Raw genomic sequence first — 21181 nt, 5'->3', positions numbered from 1 at the left:
GTCAGTGCCAGTTCTGGAACTTGTTGTTGCGGGTGCACGGGTTCGTGTAGACGTGCTTGGACTTGTTGCTGTCCAGGCACAGGCGTGTCGCCACGTTCCTGAACAACCGAGTGCTGCCGTGCCGGATGACAGTCCAGTTCTGGTACTTGTTGCGGGAACTGCACGGGTTGGTGTAGGCGTGCTTGGACTTGTTGCTGTCCAGGCACAGGCGTGTCGCCACGTTCCTGAACAACCGAGTGCTGCCGTGCCGGATGACAGTCCAGTTCTGGTACTTGTTGCGGGAACTGCACGGGTTGGTGTAGGCGTGCTTGGACTTGTTGCTGTCCAGGCACAGGCGTGTCGCCAGGTTCTTGTACGTCTCCGTGGTGGCCGCCGATGCCCTGTCGGTCTTGTCCGCCACGGTAGAGCCGTTGGTCACCTGGCCAGCGGTTGCGCTGAAGCCGGAGACCGACGCGGCGGCGGGTGTGGCCAGCGTTGCCGCCAGTACGACCGTCACGCCGACAAGTGTCAGCATTGTCCTGCGCATTGGGGTTTCCTCCCGTTGGTTGAAGCGGTCTCACCTGCACGTTGGTCAACCTTCTGGCCGCGTTCGTGTCCGTCGACCCGTCCGGGCCGCTCCGTCTACGGGAAACGTGTTCGCGGTCGGTCTTCCTCGGCGCGGTGGTTGCGGGACCACACTGTTCGGCGGCGAGCGGCCCCGGCAAGGGCCGCCGGACGAGGTCGAACAACGGGCGTGTTCGCGCTGGCCAGCGCAATGTTCACGGACAGCGGCGAACAAAACTGACATTCAGGCGACAGCGGCAGGCACGATCCGCAGTAATATCGAGGTTGATCAGTTTCAGCGGGGAGTCGAATGGATGTGAATCGGGACGCCCCGCGGCGAGGGCGTCGCGAGGGCATTCTGGACGCCGCGCTGCCGGCGTACCGCTTCGGCTTCGCCACGCGGCTGCGTGACCTGCGGCGCGAGTGCGGCCAGCCGCCGTACCGCGCCCTGAGCCGGTTCGCCCACTGCTGCTCGGGCTCGCTGTCCGAGGCGGCGAGCGGGCGCCGCTTCCCTACCTGGGAGACGACCCGCGGCTACGTGACCGGGTGCCTACGCCATGCCGGCCGGGAGGCCGATATCGACCGCCTGCTGCCCCAGTGGCGCCGGATGTGGGAAGACGCCGACGTCCGGGAACGGGGCCGGCGGACCGGCCCGCCTCCTACCGGCCAGGCGGGCCGGGAGTCGCACCGACAACCCCTGTCCGCTGCCACGGCCCTCAGCGCGTCATCCGGGCTCGGCCCGGATGCCCCGGTTCCCCAGCAGCTTCCTGCGGGCATCAGCGACTTCACCGGCCGGACCGCCGAGCTCGACCGTCTCACCGCGCTGCCTCCCGTGACGGACGACGGCCCGCCCACGGCGGTGGTGATCGCGATGATCTCGGGAACCGCCGGGGTGGGTAAGACGGCCTTCGCCGTCCACGCGGCCCAACTGGTCGCCGACCGCTACCCGGATGGGCAGCTTTTCATCGATCTCCGCGGCCACACGCCGGGGATGGCGCCCCGTGAGCCGGGCGAGGCGCTCGACCACCTGCTACGCGTTCTCGGCTTTCCCGGGACACAGATCCCGACCAGCCTGGAGGAGCGCGCCGCGCTGTACCGTACCCGGCTCGCCGACCAGCGGACACTGATCGTGCTGGACAATGCCGCCGCGGAAAGCCAGGTGACGCCACTGCTGCCCGGCGGCCCGGGTTGCCTGGTCCTGATCACCAGTCGGTGCCGGCTGGCCGGCCTGGACCGTACTCACACGCTGTCGCTTGACACGCTGTCCCGTCCCGACGCTGTGACCCTCCTGCTGCACGCCTCGGGTGCGGAGCGTCTCGTCGGTCAACCGCCGGACCTGCTGGTCGAGCTGGTCGAGCTGTGCGGCCGACTGCCACTGGCAATCCGCGTCGCCGCCGCGCGGTTGCGTTCGCACCCCGCCTGGGGCCTGTCCCACCTGGTGGCGCGATTGGGCGACCAGCGACAACGGTTGACCGAATTGGAGGCCGGCGAGCGCAGCGTGACCGCCGCCCTGGACCTGTCCTACGAGCATCTAAGCCCCGAGCAGCAGCACGCGTACCGACTGCTGGGCGTGCATCCCGGTCCCGACTTCGACGAATACGCGGCCGGCGCCTTGCTCGACTCCACCGTGGACCGGGCCGGCCGGGTCCTCGGCCAGCTCCTCGATGTCCACCTGCTGCAGGAACCGAGACCCGGCCGGTACCGGTTCCACGACCTCGTTCGCGCTCACGCCGCGCAGACCGCAGCCCGCGACCAGGCCCAGCCCGCCAGGCGCGCGGCGTTGAATCGGATGCTCGACTACTACCGGCATACTGCCGCGCTCGCGGTGGACACCGCCTACCCCTACGAGCGCGAACGCCACTATGAGGTGTCGCTGACGAGTATCCGCGGCCCCGACTTGCACGACCCGGCAGCGGCGCTGGGCTGGTTGGACGACGAGCTGACCAACCTGCTGGCTGCTGCCCGACACACCGCCGAGCACAGCCGGTCTGAGGATGTTCTGTACCTGGCGACCATCCTGCACTGGCACCTGCGCTGCCGCGGCCGCTACCAGGACGCCGAAACCCTCCACCACCAGGCCCTCACCACGGCCCGCGCCACCAGCCGGCGCGCCGGTGAGTTGGAAGCGCTGACCCGCCTCGGCCACCTCCACCGGCTACAGGGCCGGTACACGCAAGCCGCCGAGCACCTCGAACAGGCGTTGCGGATCGCGCAGGCCACCGGCCACTGCATCGGTGAGCTGGACGCCCTGATCGGCCTCGGCCGACTCCATTGGATGCAGGGCCGCTACGCGCAGGCCGCCGACTCTTTCGAGCAGGCGTTGCGGATGGCCCGGGCCGCCGGTCACCGCATCGGTGAGCTGGACGCCCTGATCGGCCTCGGCCGACTCCACTGGGCGCAGGGCCGCTACGCGCAGGCCGCCGACTCTTTCGAGCAGGCGTTGCGGATGGCCCGGGCCACCAGCCACAGCGTCAGTCAGCTGGCCGCGCTGAACGGCCTCGGCCTCATCCACCGCCGGCAGGGCCGGTACGCGCAGGCTGCCGAATACCATCGAGAGGCGTTGCGGATCGCGCGGGCCGTCGGCTACCGCGTTGGTGAGCTGTCCGCGCTGACCAGCCTGGGCCACGTCGGCCGCCTGCAGGGCCGGTACGAGCAGGCCACGCACGGCTATCAACAGGCCCTCGAGCTGGCTCGGGCCACCGGTGACCGCAACTACGAGTTCGAGGCCCTGCATGGACTAGGCCGACTACGACAGGCCGTCGGCGACCCGGATGCAGCCGTGGCCCACCTTGATCAGGCGCTCGCCCTGGCAGGCGTGAACGAATTGGACCAACCCGTAGATGAGGCCCGCGCACACGACGGCCTCGGCCACGCCCACTACGCACTTGACCAGCGCGAACAAGCCCGTAAGCACTGGCAACACGCTCTGCACATCCTCACCCGCACCGGCGTCGAGGGAACCGACGATGAGGAAGCCACCGTCGCGACGATCCAGGCGCACCTGACCTACCTCGACCGAGGTCGGCCGCCGGACGACCAGGCCGGGGTGAGCGAACCGCAGCATGACGCCGGAGCTGGTCGGCGCCGCGGGGACCAGCATGATTCTGGCAGCCACAGCCGGCCGGCTGATCCTGCCCGCCGCTAGCCTCCGAGGTCGGGCTGGTCACGTAACTGGCGGCGGGACGTGATGCCCAGCTTGCGGAAAATGTTGCGCAGGTGGGCGTCGACTGTCCGCGGGCTGAGGAAGAGGCGGGCCGCCACCTCATTGGACGTCGCCCCGGTGGCCACCAGGCGCGCGATCGACATCTCCTGCATCGTGAGCTGGTCGTAGGTGTGCCCGGTGCGGCTCCGGGCGGTCTCGCCCGTTGCCCGCAGTTCGCTGGCGGCGCGCCGGGTGAACGCTTCCATGCCGGACGCCGACATCAGCTCGTGGGCGGTGCGCAGCTGCGGCCGGCAGTCGCGCCGGCGGCCCTCGCGGCGTAGCCACTCGCCATACAGCAGGTGGGCGCGGGCGCGGTAGGGCACCAGCGGGCTGTCCGTGAGCCGGTCGACCGCCTCGCGGTAGTCCTCCTCCCGGCCGGTGACGAGGCCTCTCGCGTACGCGGCGACGCCCAGCCCGGTGTTGGTACCACTCCCATCAGCGCGTTCGGTCAGCGCCGCCAGTGCGGTCCGGGCGGCAGTGGGTTTGCCGGACCGGACCGCGGCTTCCACCAGCTCGGGCAGTGCGAAGCCGGCCAGTGAGAGATCGCCGGGCTCGGCGGCCTGCCGGGCCGCCGCCAGCGCGGCCGGATAGTCGCCCAGACCGTTGTGCAGGATGGCCGCCGACAGGTGCACGTTGGCGATCAGCTGCCCGGCGCCGTGCTCGGTGGCCGCCGCCGTGGCCGTACGGAACAGCGCCAACGCCTCGTCGCGGCGGCCGCGCAGCGCGGCCAGTTGGAGCCGGGGGTACAACTTCGGGGGCGCGCCGATCGCATCGGCGATCGCCTCCTCCTCGGCGATCGCGGCGATCGCCCGGCCGAGGTCGCCGGTCAGCACCGACAGCGAGGTCAACTGGGCGAGGCCGAGCCCGAGAACGAACGGCGAGCCCTGCTCCCGGCCGGTGGTGAGCAGCCAGTCGACGATCGAGGCGTACGCGTGCGGATCCCACAGCTCACCGGCGAGCATGACGGCCAGCGCCGGCCGGGTCGTCCACAGAGGAGTGTGTAACACCTCGCGCAGCAGCGGGGCGATAGTCCGGTGTCCCTCCTTGGCCAGCAGGCTCAGGGCGTCGAGAACGTCGCCGTCGCCGGTCGCCGGCGCCGCGGCCAGGACGACGTCCATCAGCCCGGCGGCCCGCCCCACGGCCAGGCTCATCTCGAGCGCGTCCAGGAAAGTCGTACGGGACCAGTTCGGGTCGATCGGCGCGAGACGCTGGGCGGCCCGCAGCATGAACGCCGGGCCGTCGTTGTCGCCGCGGCGGACGAACGCGATCCGTCCCCGTAGCAGCTCGACCCGGGCCCGCTGGACCTCGGTCAGGGCGCTGTCCTCGACGGTGGTGAGAAGCCCGGCCGCCGTCTCGGCACGGCCCGCGTCGAGGTGGGCCTGCGCCGCGGCGACGGTGTGCTCGAAGCGCGGCCCGGCGTCCAGCGACAGGGCTGCCGCGCGTTCGAAGAAGGCCGCCGCGGCCGCCATGCCGCCGCGCGACTGGGCGCGGTGCGCAGACCGGGCCAAGTCGGCGGCGACGTCGTCGTCGGGGCCGCCGACGGCCTCGGCGCGGTGCCAGGCCCGCCGGTCGGGGTCCGCGATCGGGTCGGTGACCTCGGCGAGCGCCCGGTGAACGGCTTGGCGATCGTCCACAGTCGCGGCCCGGTAAACCGCCGACCGGGCTAGCGGATGGCAGAAGCGGACCCGGGTGGCGAACTCGACCAGCCCGGTGGCGGTCGCGGCCCTGCTGGTCGCCGGACCGTCCAGCCCCAGTCGCCGGGCGGCCGGCCAGAGCAGGCCCGGGTTGCCGGTCGGGTCGGCGCCGGCCAGAGTGAGCAGCAGCCGTACGTCGTCCGGCTGACCGTCCAGCCGGGCCTGGAATCCGCGTTCGATCCGGGTCGGCACCGCCGGGCCGGGCGACGCGAAACCGCCGGCCCGGGGCAGTTCGAGCAGGCCCAGCGGGTTGCCACGCGCCTCGGCCACGATCCGCTCGCGGACCTGTTCGTCGAGGGGCCCGTCGACCGTCAGCAGGGCCCGCGCGTCAGCGTCGCTCAGCCCGCCAACCGGCAGGCCGGGCAACTCGTCGAGCACGCCGGCCTCGCGGACCGCGAAGAGCATCGCGACCGGTTCGGCGGACACCCGCCGTGCGAGGAAGGCCAGCGCTCGCGACGAGGCCGCGTCCAGCCAGTGCGCGTCGTCGACCACGCACAGCAGTGGCTGCCCGCCGGCCGCGGACATCAGCTCCAGGGTGGCCAGGCCGATGCGGAAGGGGTCGGGCGCGCCGGTGACCAGGCCGAAAGCGATCCGGAGGGCGTCGCGATGCGGTGCCGGCAGCTCGGCGAGCCGGCCGAGCATCGGTACGCACAACTGGTGCAGCGCGGCGAATGGCAGCTCGGTCTCGAACTCCGACCCGGACGCCTCGACAATCCGGAAGCCGGGTGCGGACCGCCGGGCATGGTCGAGCAGCGCGCTCTTGCCGATGCCGGCCTCGCCGCGCAGAACGAGCACCCCGCCCCGGCCGGTCCGCGCGGCGCCGATCAACTCGTCGATGCGGCGGGTCTCGGCGTGTCGACCCATCAGTGGCATGCCGAGAGATTAGGTCATCGACCACGTCGTCGCGGACGTCATCAGTACAACCGGGCCCACCGCCGCGGCTCCGAATGCGCGTACCGACCCGTCGTCGACGGTGCGGGGCGCCCGGTCGACCGCCGTGCCCGGGTTCGGGCACCCAGGTAGTCGACGGCGTCTATTCAGGGGCGGTGGCTTGGGACCGCCATGTGTACCAGCCTCGGCAAAGGAAGTAGGCGATCGCGGTCACGATCACCAGGACGAGGTCGGTTGTGGCGTCTCGGCGGGCCTCGTTCACGCCGAAATGCAGCAGTCCGAAGATGGTGACCGCCAACTTCTGGCCGAATACGAGTTCCCAGATTCCCCACCGAGTCCGTGGGGCGATGGCGAGCATGGCGAACAGTCCGACGAAGACCAGGTATGCGGTCGTACGCCAGAACTCCACCCAGAGACGGTCGTCGTCAGCCGCGGCCACAAGCCGAAGACCATCGATGAACGCGTACACGGTCGAAAGCGACAGCAGAGCCATCAGCCCGCGACCGAAGTAATCGAGTCGGCGAGCGGAGCCGCCAGCCAATGGGGCGTCAACAATGGACATTGACTGTCTCCTACGCTAAGGGATCGCTGGGCCCGTCCAGGATCGGATTCACGGTCGCATCGCCGCTTCGGCACTCGCGTCGGCGATGTTCACCTACGTGCGGGGCTAGGCACGTATCGGCCGCATTTCTGCACCGGTCAGGCCAAGCCCATCAGGGCCGCGTACCGGCGGGACTTGGTCGCCGTGCGGCACAGACTCGCCTTTCGCGGGCTTGCCGCAGGGACGTCACATCTGAGGGCGGCGGCTCGTCGTGAAGGCATGTTGGTTGCGGTCGTCACGGTTGTGGCGGCGGTCTTCACCGGGATCGCCGCGGTCAGTTATCTCGTCGGGCATGCGTACCCGAAGGCTCAGCTCGACATGAAGCGGCTGCCGCGGTCGTGGATGCCGATGCTCGGTGGCATCCTCGCGGCCGGGTCGCTCGGGCTGCTCGCCGGGTTCGTCGTGCCCTGGGTCGGCACGGTCGCGGCGGCGGGGCTGGTGCTCTACTTCGTGTTGGCGCTGGTCGCTCATCTGCGGGTCGGGTCGCGCAAGCTGGCCGGGTGGGCGGTCTTCTTCGGCACGGCGGTCGCCACTCTGGTCCTACACATGTGAAAGGGCCGTACACATGCGAAAAAAGGGGCCGGCCCTTGGGAGCAGGGCCGGCCGCGGAGAAGGACAGGATCAGGGTGTGTACGCCCGGACGGTCGCGCCGCTCGTCGTGTAGAGGCGACCCCCGGCCGCCACGACGTGGTCGGTCAGGTTGCCGTAGCCGGCGCCGGAGACGATAGGTTTTCCGGTGACCGGGGACAGGATCTGGAGGTTCTTGCCGGACAGGGCATAGAGCAGGCCGCCCGCCCGGATCAGGTTGTTCGGGTTGGCCATGGCCCGGGTCCAGTAGAGCTTGCCGGTGGCCGCGTTGTAGGCGTTGATCCGGTTGGCCGACGCCACGAAGACGCGCTTGCCGTCCGACACCAGGGCGCCCGACTCCTTCTTGACCGTCCACTTGGCCTTCATGGTCTTCGCGTCGAAGGCGCCCATGCCGGACGTGTTGTAGAGGTAGAACTGGTCGCCGGCGGGGTTGGCCGCGGCGGCCAGCCAGACCCCGCCACCGGCGACGTCACCGCCGGTCTTGATGTCGACGACCCGGCTCTGCGGCACCTCCGTGTCGCGCAGCACGATGCGGCCGTTCGCGGCGACCGGGCCGGCCAGGACGTAATTGATCCGGCTCCACAGCTGCTTGCCGTCGGAGATCCGGAACGCGGTCGTCCCGTACTCTTCGTCGTCGCAGATGCCGCAGTAGCCGGAGACCACGAAGACGCCGGCGTCGGCGACCGACGTGTTGATGCTGTAGCCCTGCAGTTCGCCCCAGACCAGCTTGCCGGTGTTGGGGTTGATGGCGACCACGTTGGTGTCGTAGTTGCTGTTCGAGAAGCAGTTGACCTCGGTGGCGAGGACCAGGCCGCCGGCCACGGTGATGGCGTGGGCGTCGAGGTAGGCCGTGGTGGCGGTCCACAGCTTCTTGCCGGTCTCGTTGTCGTACCCGGAGACCTTGCCCTGGTCGAGCAGGAACATCTTGCCGTTCTGGACCAGCGGCGGCTGCGGGGTGGGCCAGCAGCCTTCCGGCTCCAGCGTGGCCTTGACCGTCCAGCGCTGCTTGAGCTTGGCGATCGTGCCGGTGTTGATCACCGACTCGTTCGGGTTGTATCCGGTGTGACCGGGCCCGTAGCCGTCCTGGGCCCACAGGTCGGGGACGGCCGCCTGGGCCGGAGCGGTGAACGCGAGACTCGCGAGCAGGCACGCGGCAAGGACAGAAGTTCTGGTTCGCATGCGCAAGATGATCTAGAACCAAGGCGGCGGGTACGCCGGAAAGCCCGAATTATGGCCGTTCAGCCGACCGCTTCCAGGCGAGGCGGGACCACCGTCACGCGTTGCGAGATCCGCAGCCAGACCACGAAGCCCCAGATCACGAACGCGGCGTAGAACGCGTACAGCAGGGCCGAGGGGTAGTAGCCGAAGTGGAGCAGCTCGGGCACGCCGACCAGGTCGACCGCGATCCAGCAGAGCCAGAACTCGACCCAGCCCCGGGCCATGGCGTAGGTGGCCAGCATCGAGCCGACGAAGATCCAGGAGTCGGCCAGGTAGTACCACCACGGCACCGGGAAGCCGGCGCCGATCGCCCGGAACGCGAAGAAGCAGCCGGCCACGGCGACCAGGGCGACGCTCACCAGCGCCACCCGCTGCCGGGCCGACGCCCAGGCCGGGGTGACGGCCACGCCGTCGGCGGTGCGCCGGTTCTGCCGCCAGCGCCACCACCCGTACACGCTGGTGATCAGGAAGAACACCTGCCGGGAGGCCTGGCCGTAGAGCGGGGTGCCCTGGTCGTTGCCGACCGCCTGGCCCATGAACACCGTGAACAGCAGAACGTTGCCGACGATACCGACCGGCCAGGCCCAGACGCTGCGACGCAGTCCGAACAGGGCCGAGCCGAGGCCGAAGACGTTGCCGACGATCTCGCGCCAGTAGATCGACTGCGTGTCGGTGACCTGCCAGGTCGCGTGGTAGAAGGCGTCGAGCCAGTCCATGAGCGGAAGTCTGACACCGCAACTAAATCGGCGCGATGAGTTTCCGGCCACACGTCACAGCTTTGTTTAAGGTGTCTGCCTATGAGGCGAACATTGACGTCAGTCATCGTCGCGCTGACGCTGGGGCTGGCGTCGTCGGCCGGCCCCGCGTCAGCCGCACCGGCCCCCGCCGTCGCGGGGACCTATTCCGACTCGTCGGGACACCACTGGACGACCGCGCCCCGGGCCTCGAACGGTCCGGCCGGCACCACCGTCGTCATCGATCCGTCGCGTGCTTCCCAGGCGTACACGGGAATGGGTTTCTCTCTCGATGAGACCAGCGTGTCCAACCTGTGGAAGCTCGCGCCGGCCGAACGCAACCGGGCCATCCGGCTGCTGGCGGATCCGGCGAGCGGGGCCGGCTTCGACCGGTTCCGGCTGACCATCGGCAGCCCCGACCTGATCGAGCACCTGCCGTTCTGGTCCTACGACGAGCTGCCGGCCGGGGTGACGTCGGACTTCGGCCTGAAGTACTTCTCGATCAAGCGGGACATCGACCTCAAGATCGTGGCCACGGTCAAGGCGATCCAGCGGGTCAACCCGGACGCCACCTTCTTCGCCTCGGCGTGGAGCGCGCCCGCCTGGATGAAGACCAACAACCGGTTCACCGGCGAGGTCGCGCTCGTCCCGGGCAGCGACACCGCGCACTATCAGGTCGGCAAGCTGCGCGACGACTGCATCGACGTGTTCGCGCGGTACTACGTCGAGTATCTGCGGGCGTACGCCGCGCAGGGCATCCACATCGACACGCTGACCCTGCTCAACGAGCCCGGCATGGACGTCGTCTATCCGGCCATGGACATCAGCTGGGAGCAGCAGCAGAAGCTCGCGCTGGCCGTGCGACGTTCGGTCGCCGCCGCCGGGCTGGACACCGGGCTCTACGTGCACGACTTCAACTTCTGGGACTGGCGCGACCCGAACAGCACCGAGACCAAGAACTACCACCGGATCTTCAACGACCCTCGGGTACGCCGGGCGGCCGACGGCATCGCGTTCCACCCGTACTGGGGCGACCCGGCGGTGATGCGCGACGCGCGCCGGGAGTTCAAGATGCCGGTGCACATGACCGAGACCAGCGACCTCAGCCCGGCCACGGTCAGCAGCTACTTCCGGCTCGACGCCAGCTCGTACATCCTCTGGGCGCAGACCACCGACCAGGACGGCGGCACGCTGCACTGGACCGACAAGCGCGACAACGACGTCGACTGGGACGAGGTCGGCCGGACCACCAAGTGGCCCGACCGGATGGTCAAGGTCAACACCGAGACCAAGACCTTCACGGTACGCGACGAGCTGTACCAACTCGGCCAGTTCGCCCGCTACCTGACGCCGCGGCACGTGCGCGTGGCCTCCAGCGCGCCCGCCGCCGGGGTCAGCAACGTGGTGTTCCGCGACGGCAACCAGTTCGTGGCCGTCCTCGGCAACAGCAACAGCACGGCCACGCCGGTACGCCTGACCCTGGCCGGCCGGTCGTTCACGGTGACGGTGCCGGCCGGGGCGTGGGCCACCTACCGCTGGCGCGCGTCCGTACCCGCCGCCTCGGGTCCGCTGTCCTTCGCCGCGGTCCCGCCGGTCACCGCCGACCAGTGGAGCACCGTGACCATCCCGCTGCACACCAACCGGCCCGCCTCGTTCTACGGCGCCGACCTGCCCGGCGACGTGACCATCGACGGCTCCACGCTGACCGTCCGGCCCACCACCCCCGGCGTCCGCGAGTTCACCGTCACCGCGACCGACGGCGTCAGGAGCAAGGACGTCACGGTGCGGCTGACCGTCAACCCCGCGGGAGCACCGGCCGGCGCGGTTGTCGAGGCCGAGGCGTACACCGCCCAGCACGGCTGGACCGAGGGCGGCGCCAACTTCATCGAGAGCACCGCCTCGGCCAGCGGCGGCCGGAACGTGGGCTGGACGGCGCCCGGCAACTGGCTGTCGTACCGGGTCAACCTGGCCACCGCCGGAACCTACGACCTGGAACTGCGCGTGGCCAACGGTTCCGGCGCGGCCGCCCCCGACGCGATCAGGTTCGGGGACGCGGTCGTCTCGGTACCGGACACCGGTGGCTGGGCCGCCTACCGGTCGGTGCACGTGCCGGTCACCCTGCCGGCCGGCGACCAGCTGGTGACCGTCCTGTGCCAGACCGGCGGGTTCAACCTCGACTATCTGCGGCTGACTTTGTAATAAGGCGTGTCTCATGACCCGGCTACATGCGAGGCGAGGTCCAGAGTGTGGCTGGCGTCGCTCGGGAGACGCCGTCATACCGGTGTTGTAGTCGGTGTCTCCCGGACGCCGTCAGGCGCTCTGGACCACGCCGCAGTCCTGGCCGGGTCAGGGCACACGCCTTAAGCTCCGCATTGTGTACGCAGTAGATCTCGGCGAGGGGGCGCAGCTGCGCCCCCTCGAGCCGTGGCAGGCGGAGGAGTTCCTGACCCACATCGACCGGGCCCGCGACTTCGTCGACCCGTGGATCCCGTGGGCGACCCGCAGCACCGACCTCGACTCGGCCCGCGCCACCCTGCAGCGCTGGGCCGACCAGCAGGCCCGCGACGAGGGGCGCATCTTCGGCATCTGGCTCGACGGCACCCTGTCCGGCGGCGTCATGCTGTTCAACGTCGAGCTCGACGCCGGCCAGTTCGAGATCGGCTGCTGGCTGGAACCGGCCGCCGCCGGCCGCGGCCTGGTCACCCGCGCGGTCGGGCGGCTGCTCGACTACGCCTTCGACGAGCGCGGCTGGCACCGCGGCTACTGGAAGTGCCGCACCGACAACGAGGCCAGCAGCGCGGTCGCCCGGCGCCTCGGCCTGCGGCTGGAGGGCACCCTGCGCGACGCGTACTTCTATCGGGACGTGCACCACGACACCGAGATCTGGGCCGTCCTGGCCACCGAGTGGCGACCGGTCAGTCGGTGAACCGCACGGTCACCCGCACCCGCCGGCCGGCCCGCTCGGCCGTGGCGTGCCCGCGCCGCTCGAGCACGGTGATCGGCCCGCCGTCCCCGGTGAAGTTGCGCCACCACGTCTTACGCTCCGGAAGCGACACCTCGATCACCGCCCCGCCCTCGACCAGCCGATAGGCCACCGGCGTGCTGAACGTCCGGCCCGACCGCCGCCCCGTGTAGCTGACCACCGTCAGCCGCCGCCGGAGGGCCGGGCTGGCCGCCCGCCAGCGCAGCACACAGCCGTTGAACCGGCCGACACCGCGGGCGAGAAGCTGACTCCGGGTACGCATACCGCGACGGTAAGCCCCGCCCGCGCCACCGCCCCCGCAAGTGGAACACCGCCGCCCGAACCGTCCCACTTCCGCTGCCGTGCGTCACGATCGGGGTCGCCCCGTCGGCCGGCACAGCGATCGTCCGGGTGAGGTCTCGGGTGAGGCGTCAAGCGGTTGCCGAGCAAGGAGAGTGGTTCGGGTGGCGCCCGGTGCGGGCGAGGTGGCGTACGGCGGTGACCAGGTCCTGGCCGGCGAACGGTTTGAGCAGCACACCGCAGACGTGTGCGCCGGCGATACGCGGGTCGCCGGGTCGCAGACCCCCGCTCAGGATGGCCACGGGGACAGCGGTGAGGGCGGCGTCCTGGCGGATGGCCTCGCACAGTTGCAGCCCGTCGAGGAACGGCATGTCGAGGTCGGTGAGCACGATGTCCGGTGGGTGCCGGCGGGCCAGCTCCAGCGCGGCGCGCCCGTCGGGCGCGGTCTGGACGGTGAACCCGGCCCGAGCGAACAGGCGTCGTAACACCTCGCGGATGTCGTCCTCGTCTTCGGCAATGAGGATCGTGGTCATAGCGAACTCCCTCATAGTCAGTAGGCACCCTGACTGAGCCTGTACCACCGTGCCGTAATCGGTGGTAATGGCAATCGATTAGCACCCGGAGGCAGCGCGGGTCGGGACCAAAGTCCCGACGATTCGGGACCAAAGTCCTTAACTTCGGGACTTTGGTCCCGGATAGGAGAGCCAGGGAAGTCGTACTAAGGTTTGTTCGAGAGAACGCGCAGCCGCGCCAGGCCAAGAATCGCGACGAAGATTCGAGGGAAAGGATTGTGCCGGGTCGACCAGGGTCCAACTATTCGCGAACGCCTGATCCGCAACTCGATCTTGGCGTCAGAAAGCAAGGCCCCGTAGTCGTGATCACGGTCGCGGGCGAGCTCGACATGGCGACAGTGCCGGCGTTGGCCGAAGAGATCGCCGCCACGCTCGACCGCATGTCACCGTTGACCTTGACGCTCGATCTGTCGGAGGTGTGCTTCTTCAGCGCCGCGGGTATCACCGCTTTACTCGACGCACGCACCACCGTCGCAGACCGAGGCGCACACCTCACCCTGCGCAACCCGTCTCCGATCGTTCACCAAATCATGCGGCTCGGCGGCGTGGACGAAATATTCGAGATCGGCGATGATCCGAGCGAGTGATGTCAACTTCGGAAAGCCGGGTGAGATGCGAATTCAACCATTGCCGGCGGAAATCGGTGGCGAGAGCGTCTCACCAAATTCCCTACGGCCCGGCCGCGCAATTGTCAGGCCTCGATTACTTGGGCCTCTTCCGGCCCGTGCACCTCGGTATTGGCATTGAGCGAACCGCGCGGGCCGCGGCCGGCCGCGGGCGAACGGAGGAGGCCCGGCGTCAGGCCGCGGGCGGCTCGAGGGTGGAGCGCAGCACGCAGTGGACCGGGTCCGGGGTGGCGATGTCGAACATCCGCTGGGCCAGCACGGTTCCGGCCGGGTCGGCGCGGGCCGCTTCCAGGTCGGCCTGGCTGGCCCAGTGCGAGATGTTGACCACGTGGGCGCCGTCCGTGCCGGCGTAACAGGCCGAACCGAGGAACCCGGGCCGGCGGCGCATCACCGCACCGGTCGCGTCGAGCGCGGCGATCAGGTCGTCCTGACGGTCCGGGTCGACGGAGAAACGGACGACCATGGTGACAGCGGCCGGGCCGCGGTGCGGTGACATGCGTCCATGATCGGTTCCGCCGGCCTACTCAGCCACTGACCGTCGATCCGAGGCGGAGCCGGGCCAGCCGCGCCGTCGTGGGGGTGCCCGGAACGGCCCGGAAGACGACCAGTCGCTGCCCGGATCGCGGGCTGACCGCCACGGTGCAGGCGAACTCGAGCAGGCCCACCCGCTCGTCGGCGACGGTCACGGTCGGACAGCTCGGTGCCGACACGCGGTGCTCGTCCCACATCCGGCGGAACTCGGCGCTGTTCGCCCGCAGCGTCGCCACCAGCGTGGCCGCGGCCTGGTCGCGGTGGTGCCGGGCCAGGACCGCGCGCAGATCGGCCACGTACGTCCGCCCGGTCGCCTCGGCGGCTGGTTCCGGGCACCCGTGTGGGCCGCGGAACCAGCGCCAGATCAGGTTGCGTTCCAGCCCGGCCAGACCGGCGAGGTCCCCGAACAGCGCGCCGTGGAGTTCGTTCTGCGTCACCACGGTCGCGATCTCGGTGCAGATGAACGCCGGCGACGCCGCGTCGAGGGCGTTCAGCACCGGCAGCAGCTCGGCGTCGGGCCGGTCGTCGGGGGACGGTGCGGCCGGAGCGGCGTGTCCGACCAGATGATGGAGGTAGTCGCTTTCGTCCGGCCCGAGCCGCAGCGCCCGGACCAGACCGGCGAGGATGGTGGCCGACGGCTGCGGGCCGCGTCCGCGCTCCAGGCGTTCGTAGTAGTTCTCCGACATGTTGGCCATCCGGGCCACCTCGTCGCGGCGCAACCCCGGTGTCCGCCGCCGCGGGTCGTCCGGCAGCCCGGCCCGCCCCGGCGACAAGCCGTCCCGGCGACGGCGCAAGAAGTCGGCCAGTTCCCTCTGCCGCGCCGGCCAGGCGCTCGTCGATGCCACAACCACCCGCCCAGCCTCGCACCCCACGCCCCAGGTGTTCTGCCCGGAGAGGGTGGTACGCGGATGGCGGTGCGGTTGAGCTGGCCACCGCGCTGCTGTGCGCGATCCGCCACGTCGGCGACCTGACGCCGTTGATCAGACCATGAAGGCAATTTTGAGCACGTTGCTGATCGCCGTACAGGCCGCTTCGCCGCTGGCCGCGACCGACATCCATCCCGGCGGTTTCACCGACAGCGTGGCCACCGATGTCAACGGCCGGGACGAGGTGATCCTGACCGCGACAGTGGTGACCGACGACGAGATCCAGCCGCCGCGCGCGTTCGTGTGGCGGGACGGGCGACGCACCGAGCTGCGGCCACTACCCGGCGGGTACGCGACACTGGCTCGCGACATCAACGAGCACGGCGTCGTGGTCGGCTTCAGCCAGGCGGGGCCGATCGACGTCCGGCCGTGTCTGTGGCGGCACGGCAAGCCGCTCGAGCTGGCCCCGGCCGGCATCGCGCTGGCCGTCAACGACCGCGACGAAGTGGTCGGTGATCTGCAGACGCTCACCGGCTCGAACGGCTTTCTGTGGGCGAGGAACAAGCTCGTCGTGGTCGGGACCGGGCGCAGTGCCTCCGGCATCAACAACCGGACCCAGGTGATCGGCGTGCGCAACCTGCGGACCGGCCGGCGCGGCTTTCTCTGGGACAAGGGCACAACCACCGATCTGGGTACGCTCGGCGGACTCGAGTCGGTGCCGGCGGACATCAACGAGCGGGGCTGGATCGTAGGCACCAGCCAGACCGCGGCCGGTGTCTCGCACGCGTTCCTGTGGCGTGACGGTCGGATGACCGATCTGGGCCCGGGTGGCGCCGTCGCCGTCAACGACGACGGTCTGGTGGTCGGGTCCAACCACAGTGGCGGCTCGTTCCGCTGGCGGGCGGGCCGGCGCACCGAGCTCGCCGGGTCGATGAGCGACGTCAACGAGCGGGGCTGGATCGCCGGTTCGGTCAACGGCCGGGCGGTTCTGATCAAGGGCGGCCGGACGGTCACCGACGGCCGATCGGCGGGTGTCTTCTCGCTGAACGAGAAAGGGACCTTGGCCGGCGCGGTTCGTGACCATGCCACCGTCTGGCGCTGACCAGCGGAGAAACCCCTGGGAAACATAAAAATTAAATTCATAGGCTTCGATCTCTTCCCCATGAACGTTGAACCTTCCATGATGTCCGTTATCGAGGAAGTCTCACCTTCTCTGTGGGGAGATCAGCTTGAAATCGGCTCTCGCCCTGGTCGGCATCACCCTGCTGACCGGATCCGGACTCGCGGTCACCGCCGTGAGCGCGTCCGCCGCACCACCCGCCCCGGCACCGTCCCCGCTCGTCGCGGCCGGCACCGCCCTCAAAGCCCACAGCGCGGCCGTCCGCGCCTCGGCCAAGGACGCGTTCACGGTCTACAGCAGCAAGACCGACAGCACCGGCCTCGGTGTCGTCCGCTACACACGCAAGTACGACGGCCTCCGCGTGTACGGCGGTGACATCGTTGTCCGGACCAGGAAGGACGGTTCGTTCGCGGGCGCCTCGGCCGGCCTGGCCGCGCCGCTGAGCCTGGACACCACCCCGGGTTACGCCCAAGCCAAGGCTCGCGCCGCCGCCACGAAGACGTTCAAGGGCAAGGCGACCTCGACCGGTACGCCGGAACTGTTCGTCGACGCGAGCAGCGGCGGCGGGCAACTGGCCTGGGAGACAGTCGTCACCGGCTGGGCCCCGGACGGGCAGACGCCGTCCAAGCTGCACGTCATCGTCGATGCCAAGACCGGCAAAGCGATCGGCTCCTACGACGAGATCGAGCAGGTCGTCGGCACCGGCAACGGCATCTACACCGGGGCCGTGGACGTCGACGCGACGCAGTCTGGTTCGTCGTACTCGCTGGTCGACCCCTCGCACGGCGACGGGCGGACCTGCGACATGGGCAACCGCACCTCGGGCACCTGCGCCACCTTCACCGACCCGGACAACGTCTGGGGCACCGGCGCCAACAGCGACCGGGCCTCGGCCGCGGTGGACGCGCACTACGGCGCGGCCAAGACGTTCGACTACTTCACCAACGTGCACGGCCGCAACGGCATCTTCGGCAACGGCACCGGCGTGCCGTCCCGGGTGCACTACGGCAGCGCGTACGTGAACGCGTTCTGGGACGGCGCCCAGATGACCTACGGCGACGGCGAGGGCAACGCCCGCCCCCTGGTGGCGCTGGACGTGTCCGGCCACGAGATGTCGCACGGCGTCACCGAGAACGTGGTGCCCGGCGGCCTCACCTACTCCGGCGAGTCCGGCGGCCTGAACGAGGCCACCAGCGACATCTTCGGTTCCATGGTCGAGTTCTACGCGGACAACGCCGTGGACGCGGGTGACTACGACATCGGCGAGAAGATCGACATCTTCGGTACCGGCGAGCCGCTGCGCTACATGTACAACCCGTCGCTCGACGGCACCTCGCACAGCTGCTGGTCGACCTCGACCAAGAACGTCGACGTGCACTACTCCTCGGGTGTGGCCAACCACTTCTTCTTCGACCTGGCCGAGGGCACCGGCGCCACCGCGTACGGCACCTCCCCGGTCTGCGGCTCGGCCGCCCCGGTGACCGGCATCGGCCGGGACAAGGCCGAGAAGATCTGGTTCCGCGCGCTCGACACCTACTTCGTCTCGAACACCGGCTACATCAACACGACCACGCCGGCCAACACCGCCCGGGCCCACTCGCTCTCCGCGGCGGCCGACCTCTACGGCCTGTGCGGCACCGAGTACAAGGCCGTGCAGTCGGCGTGGAACGCGGTCAACGTGGCCGGCTCCGACAACGACAACTGCGTGGCCAACAACTTCACCGCCGCCGCGTCCCCGACCGCCCTCACGGTCGACCCGGGCGACTCGGCCACCACCACGGTGAGCACCACGGTCATCGCCGGCGACCCCGAGGAGGTCACCTTCTCGGCCAGCGGGCTGCCGGCCGGCGTCTCGGTCGCGTTCGACCCGGCCTCGGTCACCGCCGGCGGCGCGACCACGGCCACCATCACGACCAGCGACACGCTCGGCTCCGGCAGCTACCCGATCACGCTGGTGGCCACGTCGCCGTCGGTCGCCCGTACGGTGAGCCTGACCTTGACCGTCAACGGCCTGCCCGGCTGCGACAGCACCACCGCGGCCAACCTGCCGATCAACGACAACGCCACGGTCGAGAGCACGATCGTGATCAGCGGCTGCGAGGCGACGCCGTCGTCGGCCAGCACGGTCAGCGTCAACATCACCCACACCTGGATCGGTGACCTGGTGGTCAGCCTGATCGCGCCGGACGGCACCGCCTACGTCCTGCACAACCGGGAGGGTGGCAGCGCCGACAACATCGTCAAGACCTACACCGTCAACCTGAGCGGCGAGACCGCCACCGGCGCCTGGAAGCTCCGGGTGCAGGACGCGGCCTCCCTGGACACCGGCACACTGAACAGCTGGGGCCTGACCCTCTGACCCGATCCGGTACACCCGCCCCTGAGATCCTTCAGGGGCGGGTGTACCGGTGTTTGGCCCCGGGCGGGAACCACGTCGGATCGTCGGCCGGCCGCAGGTCCAAGGGATCAGTGGTACCTCAGTTCGCCGGCCCGGATCTCGGCCCGCACCGTGTTCTCCGGCGGGGCGAGGGGGCAGAGCCACTGGTCGTCGTACGCGCAGCTCGGGTTGTAGAGGTAGTTGAAGTCGAGCCGGACACGGTCGGCATCGAGCGGGACCACCCCGCGGCCGTGCGTGCCCTTGACCGTGTCGGTGAGATAGCGGCCGCCGCCGTACGACTCCGGGCCGCACGTGGCGTCGCGAACCGGCAGGAACAGGCCGCCGCCGTAGGCCGCCAGCCACCACAGCGACAGCTCGCCGAACGGCGTGTCGAGAACACCGACGCGGGTGTACCGGCACACACCGTCGGGCCCGCCGGTGTCGATCTCGATCTCGCCGCCGGCCGGCTCGACCACCGCCTCGACCACGGCCGCGTCGTCCGGCGGGAAGTAGTTGAGCCCGTCGAACGACGCGTCCCGGGGGATCGGCGACTGCGGATGGTCACGGAACAGTTCGTCGCGGGCGGCGCGCCAGCCCCGGACGTCGGTCTCGGCCAGATACATGCGTGCGACGGCGGCACGGAAGCCGGCCAGGTCCAGTGCGTCCACCGGGCCCACGCTACCCGGACGCGCCGGCCACCATGGTCGCCTCGGAGGACCGCTGCCGCAGCTCAGTGAGGCGCTGATACTCGGGCGAGCGGTACCACCGGTCCACGGTCGCGGCGTCCGGGAACTCCTGGATCACCAGGCCGGCCGGCTGCCACGGTCCCTCCAGCACAATGGGCTTCAAGTCGACCAGGAGGTTGCGGCCGCCGAACCGGGCCAGAACCTCGGCCGCCTCCTTCGCGTACCGGCCGAACCCCTCCGGGTCGGTGACCTTCAGATCGATGACGACATATGCGGGCATGCCCACAACGCTAAGGAGGGAAGACCGGCCGGGCCATGCGCGCGCGGCCGGACTTCATGCGCGGCCGGATCACTATCGTGGCCGGGTGGATGTGCTCAGCCAGGTGATCATGACGCTGCGGGAGGGCGACGCGTTCTTCCGACGGACCCGGCGCACCGGGCACTGGGGCAACCGGTTCGGGCCATACCACGGCGCCGGCTTCCACTTGATCGTCGAGGGCGGCTGCTGGTTCTCCCCGGCGTCCGGGCCGCCCGTGGCACTCACCCCCGGCGACGTCCTGTTCCTGCCGCGGGGCACGGTGCATGCGCTCGGGAACCGGCCCTTCCCCGACTTCCGGGCGCTGCCCGACGAGCACGCCGACGGCCCCGACCTGGGCGACGGCACCGGCGGCGGGCCGGTCGTGGAGATACTGTGCGGTGCGTACGAGCTGCGCCGGCGATCGGTCCAGCCGCTGCTCGACGCGATGCCCGATCACGTGCTCCTGCCCCGCGACGGTCTTTGCGGCGGCAACGACGGCGCTGACGCCTGGCGCAGCGCAATCGACCTCATCGACTGGGACCGCCCCGGCGACCGGGCCGTCCGGGCCGGCGACCGCCTTGGCGACTCGCCCGGCGACCGGGCCACTCGGGCCGGCGACCGCCCCGGCGACTGGGCTGGCGACCGGACCATCCGGGCTGGCGACCGCCTTGGCGACTGGGCCGGCGACTGGGCCGGCGATCGCCGTGACGATCGGGCCGGTGACCGGGCCATCCGGGCCGCGGTGCTCGACCTGCTGCTGGTGTGGATCCTGCGGCGGTGGACCGACCGGCACGCCCTGGACGTCTCCGGCGGCGATCCCGCCATCGTGAAGGTGCTCCAGCGCGTGCACGAGGCGCCGGCCGAGCCCTGGACCGTCCAGCGGATGGCGGCGCTGGCCGGCTTGTCGCGCAGCACCTTCAACCGGCGCTTCACCGACACGCTGGGCCTGTCGCCGCTGCGCTACGTCGCGTGGTGGCGGCTCACCATCGCCGCCCGGCGTCTGCGCCAGACCGACGCCCCGCTCGCGGCGATAGCCGGTGAGATCGGGTACGGCTCCGAGTTCGCCTTCGCCCACGCGTTCAAGCGCGAGTTCGGCATGCCCGCCGGCCTTTTCCGCCGCACCCCGACCACCGCCGACCGCGAGCGCCCAACCCAGTGGTAGCCCCGCCCGCACGCCGCCCGGCCCTACCACTAGAACTGACAGTGGTAGGCCCGGGGCGGTATCCGGGACCGATATGCCGCCACGGGCTACCACCGGCGGAACGGACGCGATGCGGAACCGGCGGCAAACACCGCGACGTGGCAACCCCGCCGCCTGAAGCCCGCCCCAACCCCGCACCCAGCCGCAGCGGGCCGTACCCAGCCGCACCCA

Annotated in this window: 19 protein-coding genes; 8 read left to right on the top strand and 11 right to left on the bottom strand. The window is 70.3% G+C overall.

All coding sequences use genetic code 11. The features are described 5' to 3' along the window. Nucleotide 1 precedes the first annotated feature (1 nt). Nucleotides 2-496 carry a ricin-type beta-trefoil lectin domain protein gene (locus ACGFIO_RS07555; protein ID WP_392823355.1) on the bottom strand — a complete coding sequence of 165 codons (495 nt, stop codon included), beginning with the start codon at nt 494-496 and terminating at the stop codon, nt 2-4. Between the two features lie 357 nt (nt 497-853). Here ACGFIO_RS07555 and ACGFIO_RS07550 point away from each other — a divergent pair, with 357 nt between their 5' ends. Beyond that, nucleotides 854-3688: an ATP-binding protein gene (locus ACGFIO_RS07550; protein ID WP_392823352.1), complete on the top strand. Its 2835-nt coding sequence runs from the start codon at nt 854-856 to the stop codon at nt 3686-3688. On the opposite strand, the gene ACGFIO_RS07545 is transcribed toward ACGFIO_RS07550, so the two are convergent. Next, complete coding sequence (locus ACGFIO_RS07545; protein ID WP_392823351.1) at nt 3685-6312, bottom strand: AAA family ATPase; 2628 nt, start codon at nt 6310-6312, stop codon at nt 3685-3687. The genes ACGFIO_RS07550 and ACGFIO_RS07545 overlap by 4 nt on opposite strands. Before the next feature lie 160 nt (nt 6313-6472). Beyond that, nucleotides 6473-6892: a hypothetical protein gene (locus ACGFIO_RS07540; RefSeq protein WP_392823349.1), complete on the bottom strand. Its 420-nt coding sequence runs from the start codon at nt 6890-6892 to the stop codon at nt 6473-6475. Between the two features lie 258 nt (nt 6893-7150). Between ACGFIO_RS07540 and ACGFIO_RS07535 the strand changes: the two genes are divergently transcribed. Continuing rightward, the gene (locus ACGFIO_RS07535; protein ID WP_392823347.1) at nt 7151-7483 is read left to right on the top strand and encodes a DoxX family protein; all 333 of its coding nucleotides are present in this window, start codon (nt 7151-7153) and stop codon (nt 7481-7483) included. Nucleotides 7484-7552: 69 nt separating this feature from the next. On the opposite strand, the gene ACGFIO_RS07530 is transcribed toward ACGFIO_RS07535, so the two are convergent. Further along, a complete protein-coding gene (locus tag ACGFIO_RS07530; RefSeq protein ID WP_392823346.1) occupies nt 7553-8698 on the bottom strand; it encodes a PQQ-binding-like beta-propeller repeat protein in 1146 nt (381 codons plus the stop codon). Between the two features lie 59 nt (nt 8699-8757). Beyond that, nucleotides 8758-9453, bottom strand: coding sequence for a nicotinamide riboside transporter PnuC (locus tag ACGFIO_RS07525; protein WP_392823344.1), 696 nt, complete (start codon nt 9451-9453; stop codon nt 8758-8760). An 81-nt stretch (nt 9454-9534) separates the two neighbouring features. Between ACGFIO_RS07525 and ACGFIO_RS07520 the strand changes: the two genes are divergently transcribed. Together ACGFIO_RS07520 and ACGFIO_RS07515 are read left to right on the top strand one after the other, a co-directional pair. Then, a complete protein-coding gene (locus ACGFIO_RS07520) occupies nt 9535-11670 on the top strand; it encodes a carbohydrate-binding protein (protein WP_392823341.1) in 2136 nt (711 codons plus the stop codon). A gap of 175 nt (nt 11671-11845) precedes the next feature. Beyond that, nucleotides 11846-12397 carry a GNAT family N-acetyltransferase gene (locus tag ACGFIO_RS07515; RefSeq protein WP_392823339.1) on the top strand — a complete coding sequence of 184 codons (552 nt, stop codon included), beginning with the start codon at nt 11846-11848 and terminating at the stop codon, nt 12395-12397. On the opposite strand, the gene ACGFIO_RS07510 is transcribed toward ACGFIO_RS07515, so the two are convergent. Together ACGFIO_RS07510 and ACGFIO_RS07505 are read right to left on the bottom strand one after the other, a co-directional pair. Beyond that, nucleotides 12387-12716, bottom strand: a complete 330-nt coding sequence (locus tag ACGFIO_RS07510; RefSeq protein WP_392823337.1) for a hypothetical protein — start codon at nt 12714-12716, stop codon at nt 12387-12389. The two genes, ACGFIO_RS07515 and ACGFIO_RS07510, sit on opposite strands and share 11 nt — an antisense overlap. 148 nt (nt 12717-12864) lie before the next feature. Further along, nucleotides 12865-13266, bottom strand: coding sequence for a response regulator (locus ACGFIO_RS07505; RefSeq protein ID WP_392823334.1), 402 nt, complete (start codon nt 13264-13266; stop codon nt 12865-12867). Nucleotides 13267-13523: 257 nt separating this feature from the next. Here ACGFIO_RS07505 and ACGFIO_RS07500 point away from each other — a divergent pair, with 257 nt between their 5' ends. After that, entirely contained in the window at nt 13524-13892 is a 369-nt protein-coding gene (locus ACGFIO_RS07500; RefSeq protein WP_392823332.1) for an STAS domain-containing protein, read from the top strand. Between the two features lie 211 nt (nt 13893-14103). Here ACGFIO_RS07500 and ACGFIO_RS07495 read toward each other — a convergent pair whose 3' ends face one another. Both ACGFIO_RS07495 and ACGFIO_RS07490 read right to left on the bottom strand, forming a co-directional pair. After that, nucleotides 14104-14427, bottom strand: a complete 324-nt coding sequence (locus tag ACGFIO_RS07495; RefSeq protein WP_392823329.1) for a putative quinol monooxygenase — start codon at nt 14425-14427, stop codon at nt 14104-14106. A gap of 28 nt (nt 14428-14455) precedes the next feature. Further along, nucleotides 14456-15313: a helix-turn-helix transcriptional regulator gene (locus tag ACGFIO_RS07490; protein ID WP_392823327.1), complete on the bottom strand. Its 858-nt coding sequence runs from the start codon at nt 15311-15313 to the stop codon at nt 14456-14458. Between the two features lie 136 nt (nt 15314-15449). Between ACGFIO_RS07490 and ACGFIO_RS07485 the strand changes: the two genes are divergently transcribed. Next, nucleotides 15450-16430 carry a hypothetical protein gene (locus ACGFIO_RS07485; protein ID WP_392823324.1) on the top strand — a complete coding sequence of 327 codons (981 nt, stop codon included), beginning with the start codon at nt 15450-15452 and terminating at the stop codon, nt 16428-16430. 127 nt (nt 16431-16557) lie between these two features. Further along, nucleotides 16558-18807, top strand: coding sequence for a M4 family metallopeptidase (locus ACGFIO_RS07480; RefSeq protein WP_392823323.1), 2250 nt, complete (start codon nt 16558-16560; stop codon nt 18805-18807). 107 nt (nt 18808-18914) lie between these two features. On the opposite strand, the gene ACGFIO_RS07475 is transcribed toward ACGFIO_RS07480, so the two are convergent. Then, on the bottom strand, nt 18915-19493 hold the full coding sequence (locus ACGFIO_RS07475; RefSeq protein ID WP_392823321.1) for a DUF1684 domain-containing protein: 579 nt from the start codon (nt 19491-19493) through the stop codon (nt 18915-18917). A gap of 10 nt (nt 19494-19503) precedes the next feature. Continuing rightward, on the bottom strand, nt 19504-19791 hold the full coding sequence (locus tag ACGFIO_RS07470; protein ID WP_392823318.1) for a DUF1330 domain-containing protein: 288 nt from the start codon (nt 19789-19791) through the stop codon (nt 19504-19506). Nucleotides 19792-19876: 85 nt separating this feature from the next. On the opposite strand from ACGFIO_RS07470, the gene ACGFIO_RS07465 reads away from it, so the two are divergent. After that, complete coding sequence (locus ACGFIO_RS07465; protein ID WP_392823315.1) at nt 19877-20971, top strand: AraC family transcriptional regulator; 1095 nt, start codon at nt 19877-19879, stop codon at nt 20969-20971. Nucleotides 20972-21181: the final 210 nt, after the last annotated feature.

Source organism: Actinoplanes sp. NPDC049265, assembly GCF_043197135.1.
Lineage (GTDB): Bacteria > Actinomycetota > Actinomycetes > Mycobacteriales > Micromonosporaceae > Actinoplanes.
This window is presented reverse-complemented; position numbering and strand designations above follow the sequence as displayed.

Excerpts from the sequence above, each read along its gene's own strand:
- ACGFIO_RS07550 (WP_392823352.1), top strand. The coding sequence starts at position 854 with ATGGATGTGAATCGGGACGCCCCGCGGCGAGGGCGTCGCGAGGGCATT.
- ACGFIO_RS07545 (WP_392823351.1), bottom strand. The coding sequence starts at position 6,312 with ATGCCACTGATGGGTCGACACGCCGAGACCCGCCGCATCGACGAGTTG.
- ACGFIO_RS07540 (WP_392823349.1), bottom strand. The coding sequence starts at position 6,892 with ATGTCCATTGTTGACGCCCCATTGGCTGGCGGCTCCGCTCGCCGACTC.
- ACGFIO_RS07535 (WP_392823347.1), top strand. The coding sequence starts at position 7,151 with ATGTTGGTTGCGGTCGTCACGGTTGTGGCGGCGGTCTTCACCGGGATC.
- ACGFIO_RS07530 (WP_392823346.1), bottom strand. The coding sequence starts at position 8,698 with ATGCGAACCAGAACTTCTGTCCTTGCCGCGTGCCTGCTCGCGAGTCTC.
- ACGFIO_RS07525 (WP_392823344.1), bottom strand. The coding sequence starts at position 9,453 with ATGGACTGGCTCGACGCCTTCTACCACGCGACCTGGCAGGTCACCGAC.
- ACGFIO_RS07520 (WP_392823341.1), top strand. The coding sequence starts at position 9,535 with ATGAGGCGAACATTGACGTCAGTCATCGTCGCGCTGACGCTGGGGCTG.
- ACGFIO_RS07510 (WP_392823337.1), bottom strand. The coding sequence starts at position 12,716 with ATGCGTACCCGGAGTCAGCTTCTCGCCCGCGGTGTCGGCCGGTTCAAC.
- ACGFIO_RS07505 (WP_392823334.1), bottom strand. The coding sequence starts at position 13,266 with ATGACCACGATCCTCATTGCCGAAGACGAGGACGACATCCGCGAGGTG.
- ACGFIO_RS07495 (WP_392823329.1), bottom strand. The coding sequence starts at position 14,427 with ATGTCACCGCACCGCGGCCCGGCCGCTGTCACCATGGTCGTCCGTTTC.
- ACGFIO_RS07485 (WP_392823324.1), top strand. The coding sequence starts at position 15,450 with ATGAAGGCAATTTTGAGCACGTTGCTGATCGCCGTACAGGCCGCTTCG.
- ACGFIO_RS07470 (WP_392823318.1), bottom strand. The coding sequence starts at position 19,791 with ATGCCCGCATATGTCGTCATCGATCTGAAGGTCACCGACCCGGAGGGG.